The sequence below is a fragment of the Pseudomonadota bacterium genome, from assembly GCA_010028905.1.
Taxonomy (GTDB): domain Bacteria; phylum Vulcanimicrobiota; class Xenobia; order RGZZ01; family RGZZ01; genus RGZZ01.
Genome location: RGZZ01000552.1, coordinates 1 through 3,031 on the forward strand (window position 1 = coordinate 1; position 3,031 = coordinate 3,031).

The window sequence follows — 3,031 nt, forward strand, 5'->3', positions numbered from 1 at the left end:
CGAGATCCTCGACGTTGACGCCCTTGAGCCGCTCACCCGCCTCGGCATCCGGATGCTCTGCAAGAAGACACTGGCGCGCGAACACGTGGGCGACGCTCAGGCCCGCCAGCAACGGCTCTTCGACCTCGTCAAGCGCCTGGGTGAGGGGCCGGTGGCGGTGGCTACCGACGAGGCCAACGCCCAGCACTACGCCCTGCCTCCTGAGTTCTTCGAGAGCGTTCTCGGGCCCAACCTGAAGTACAGCTGCGCCTGGTGGCCCGCGGGAACCACCACGCTTGCCGATGCCGAGCGTCAGATGCTCGACCTGTACTGCGAGCGCGCCCAGATCGTCGACGGCATGCGCATCCTCGACCTCGGTTGCGGATGGGGGTCGTTCACGGTGCACGCGGCCAGACGGTTCCCCAACTCCCCCATCACCGCCGTGTCGAACTCGCGACGCCAGGGAGACCACATCCGTCGCCGCCTCGCCGCCGAAGGGCTGACCAACGTGGTGCACGTCACCGCCAACGTGGCCGATGGCATTCCGGAAGGCACCTTCGATCGCGTCGTCTCCATCGAGATGTTCGAGCACTTCCGCAACTATCGCGTGCTGCTGCAGCGGGTGCGCGAGCGGCTGGCGCCCGATGGGGCCCTCTTCGTGCACGTGTTCTGCCACCGCGCGCTGGCCTATCTCTTCGACGCCAAGAAGCCGAGCGACTGGATGGAGCGCTACTTCTTCTCCGGCGGCGTCATGCCCAGTGCCGACCTGTTGCTCTACTTCGCGTCCGGCTACCGCATCGATGGGCACTGGGCCGTGCCCGGCACGCACTACCAGAAGACCGCCGACGCCTGGTGGGACAACATGCGGCGCAACCGCCGCGCCCTCACCCCCATCTTGAAGGAGATGTACGGCAAGGATCACCGCCGCTGGTGGGTGTACTGGAAGCTTTTCTTCCTCGCCTGCGCCGAGCTGTTCGGGTACGCGAACGGCGAGGAGTGGCGCGTCGACCACTACCTCTTCCGCCGCTGCGAGCTGTCGTGAAGATCGCGGTCATCGGCGCCGGCGTCGCAGGTCTGGTGGCGGCGCACCGGCTGAGCGCCCAGCACGAGGTGACGGTGTTCGAGAGAAACACCTACCTCGGCGGGCACACGAACACGGTGGTCATCGGTGAGGGGCCCGACGCGGGAACGGCGGTCGACACCGGCTTCATCGTCTACAACCATCGCACCTACCCCAATTTCGTCGAGCTGCTCACCGAGCTCGGCGTCGATGGCCGGGACAGCGACATGTCGTACGGGTACCACGACACGGAGAGCGGCCTGCAGTGGGGCGGCCACGATCTCGGCACCCTGTTCGCCCAGCGAAGCAATCTGGTGAACCCGTCGTTCCTGCGCATGGTGATCGACATGGCGCGGTTCAACCAAGGGGGCCAGGCCGCGCTCGCCAACGGCTCGGCGGCAGGGCTCTCGCTCTCGGCCTACTGCCGCCGGCAGGGCTTCTCGCCCTATTTCGAGCGTCACTACCTGCAGTCACTGGGCGCGGCGCTGTGGTCGACCCATCCAGAAGAGATCGCCGACTTCCCGGCGGAGGCCTACCTGCGCTTCTTCAGCAACCACGGCCTGCTCTCCATCACCGACCGCCCCCGCTGGCTCACCGTGAAGGGCGGCAGCCACGCCTATGTGAAGGCCATCCGCGCGCGGTTCAAGGGGCATGTGCACCTGAGCACACCGGTCGAAGGGGTGCGGCGCGACGCCTCCGGTGTCGATGTGCGCGCCGGCGGGAGCACGCACCGCTTCGACGCCGTGGTGCTTGCCGGGCACGCCGACCAGACCCTCGCCCTGCTCGACGATCCGAGCGACGAGGAACGGGCCCTGCTCTCTCCCTGGCGCTACGCGAAGAACGAGACCGTGCTGCACACCGACACATCGATTCTCCCTCCGAACCGGCGGGTGTGGTCGTCGTGGAACTCGGTGAGACGGCCAGAAGGCGCTGATGAAGGGGTCTTCGTGACCTACGACATGAACCGCCTGCAGGGCCTTGAGACCCGCGGGCACTACCTGGTCACGCTCAACGGCACCCGCGCCCTGCGTGACGACCGCGTCATTGCGTCGTTCACCTACCACCACCCAGGCTACACGGTGGCGTCGCTGGCCACGCAAGCTCGGCTGCCCTCGCTGAACGGTCGGCGCTCGACCTGGTTCTGCGGCAGCTACTTCGGCAACGGCTTCCACGAAGACGCGGTGAGGTCGGCCGTCGATGCCGTGGCCTCGATCGCAGCGCACGAGACGGTGCGGGCATGACCGTCACGCACGAGGGGGCACGCGTGAACGCCACCGCGCTCCAGTCGCGGCTGTTCGTCGGCAAGGTGCGCCACCATCGCAAGGTGCCCCGCGCCCACGGCTTCGATTACCGCTTCTTCTGCTTCGGACTCGATCTCGACGAGCTGAGCGAGCTCTCTCGGCGCTGCTGGTTCTTCGGCTACAACCGCGCCGCGCTGTTCTCGCTCCACGACCGGGATTACGTGGTCGACGGACCGGGAACCATTCGTGAGAAGCTCGTCTGCCTGCTCCGACGCAGAGGGGTCACCGTCGACCTGGGCCGCATCGTGCTCGTCACCTCGGCGAGATTCCTCGGGCACGCCTTCAACCCGGTCAGCTTCTACTACTGCCACAACCCGAGCGGCGAGCTGGCGCTGGTGGTGGCCGAGGTGAACAACACGTTCGGCGAGCGTCACGTCTACGTGCTGAACGAACGTGCGCACGACATCGCCGGCATGGCCGCCCACTACCGCGTGCCGAAGGCGTTCTACGTGTCGCCGTTCAACGACGTCGAGGGCGACTACGACTTCCGCTTCGCCGACCTTGCGCAGCACCTGCACATCGAGATGCGCATCGTTGATGGCGCTCAAGTGCTCTTCTATGCTAGTCTTAGCGGCAAGCCCCATGCGATCGACACCCCGAGCGTGCTCTGGGCCCTGACCCGACTGCCCTTCAACCCATTCCTCACCCTGCCGAGAATCCACTGGGAGGCGGCCCTCTTGTACTTCAGAAA

The 3,031-nt window shown here is 66.6% G+C and carries 3 protein-coding genes; all 3 read left to right on the top strand.

Going from position 1 to position 3,031, the window contains the following annotated elements:
- Positions 1 to 1,021 (top strand): class I SAM-dependent methyltransferase (locus tag EB084_22690; GenBank protein NDD31073.1); only part of this gene is annotated, 1,021 nt, incomplete at its 5' end.
- Positions 1,006 to 2,280, top strand: coding sequence for an FAD-dependent oxidoreductase (locus EB084_22695; GenBank protein NDD31074.1), 1,275 nt, complete (start codon positions 1,006 to 1,008; stop codon positions 2,278 to 2,280). The genes EB084_22690 and EB084_22695, both read left to right, overlap by 16 nt.
- Positions 2,277 to 3,031 (top strand): DUF1365 domain-containing protein (locus tag EB084_22700; protein NDD31075.1); only part of this gene is annotated, 755 nt, incomplete at its 3' end. The genes EB084_22695 and EB084_22700, both read left to right, overlap by 4 nt.